Here is a 1,447-nt window from a genome sequence, read left to right as displayed (position 1 = left end):
GGTTGTTGGCAATCAAAACGACAAAGCGATAATTTTGAAGATGAAAAAACAGATGCAAAAAGAAGTGATATCTAATTATCATGTATTTCGAGTTAGATAATGGTGATGTCTTGTCTGTTCAAGATTAATTGTCGTAAGACCATTGTTGGATATGATGAATATTTGGTGTTTTCTCTTAAAAATAGTGGATAGAGGGGGTACCTTTATACAACGAATTGATTTATAATGATAATTCATTGTTTTGTATGTTGAATGAGAGTCTCGAATATCGTAGAATTCTTTCATTTCAAAGTTGTTTATGTTGAATCAATCAAATCACTTGCTTGCACATTACAAGCGGGGCTGGCGTGTTGGTAAAAACTGTAAAAGAAAGGATAAAAATGGCTCTTATGAACCCTCTCTAGTGTCAAGGGCTGTCGCAATACCCACGAGCTGGCAAATATTAATGATGGTGCCGGCTTGTTACTCCATAAGCGTAAAGATGGGGGTGCTCAATGGATTTACCGTTAAGTGAAACGTGGTCAATGTACAAGATATATTATACAATTGCATACCTTAGAAAATGCCAAATGAAATACACTGTCTTGTTAAGAGGGTTTTGCGTACTTTTTCTTGTTTAAAAGGTAAAATGGCGCAATATGGCTTAAAGAGTAACGGTGCTCTTTGATTTTGGAAGTTTTTGATATAATATATTTTGATATGTGTGATGAAGAAAGTGATGTTGGTTCAAAAAACTTCATTTCACTAGGAATAGCTTTTAAACAAGTCTTATCATTTAAAGAAACATTATCGTTATCATTAAATGAAACATTTTGATTGTTGTTCTCTACAATATTATTTTTATTCTCTCTCATTTATTTATACCTTTCAGTATCAAAAAATCATTGAAATCTAGACCGTAGGGGGCTTGCATCATAAAGACCTCAAAGCCTTGTCTATAGGCACGCGCAGCGAGGTTAAAACCTGCTTTACGCTCCGCATCATCTCCATCCATTGCAATGGTGAGACGGGCTTTTGTAGGAGGTAAATTCACATGCATCATGCCATGGGTTGAAAGGGACGCCCATAAATTCACGGGCTCTGATAACAACCCAGACAGTAGAGCCAGACCGGTTTCAATGCCCTCACAAATGACCAGATGTTTTGGATTGGCTTGACTTAAATGCACAGCACTACCAGTGACAGATCCCAACATGGCTTTTGCTGGTTTTTGATCTGTTTTGCAGCCATTGTCTTTTAAAAAGGTTCTATGAATGGCAAAAGAGCCAGCCCCCTTAACAAGAGCAATCAACGCGGGCAATGTACCCCCAGAGGGGTGTGGACATTTGCTATGAAAGCGTAAATCAGCAGGCAAATCACATGTGATCCTCCGCATGCGTAAATAGGTTTCTGCTAAAGTATTTTTGATTGGTTGGCTTTGTTGCCAAATTACTTTTGCTTTCTCTGC

The 1,447-nt window shown here is 37.7% G+C and carries 2 protein-coding genes; both read right to left on the bottom strand.

Annotated features, from left to right (window positions below):
• Positions 1 to 587 precede the first annotated feature (587 nt).
• Positions 588 to 854, bottom strand: a complete 267-nt coding sequence (locus ACFIO3_RS13065) for a hypothetical protein (protein WP_375608514.1) — start codon at positions 852 to 854, stop codon at positions 588 to 590.
• The coding region (locus ACFIO3_RS13060; protein WP_375608515.1) for a toprim domain-containing protein at positions 851 to 1,447 on the bottom strand (597 nt) is incomplete at its 5' end. The genes ACFIO3_RS13060 and ACFIO3_RS13065, both read right to left, overlap by 4 nt.

The sequence above is a fragment of the Bartonella sp. AD328YNZD genome, assembly GCF_042196425.1.
This window is presented reverse-complemented; position numbering and strand designations above follow the sequence as displayed.

Bases quoted from the DNA above. Each gene is read 5' to 3' on its own strand.
- ACFIO3_RS13065 (WP_375608514.1), bottom strand. From the start codon at position 854: ATGAGAGAGAATAAAAATAATATTGTAGAGAACAACAATCAAAATGTT.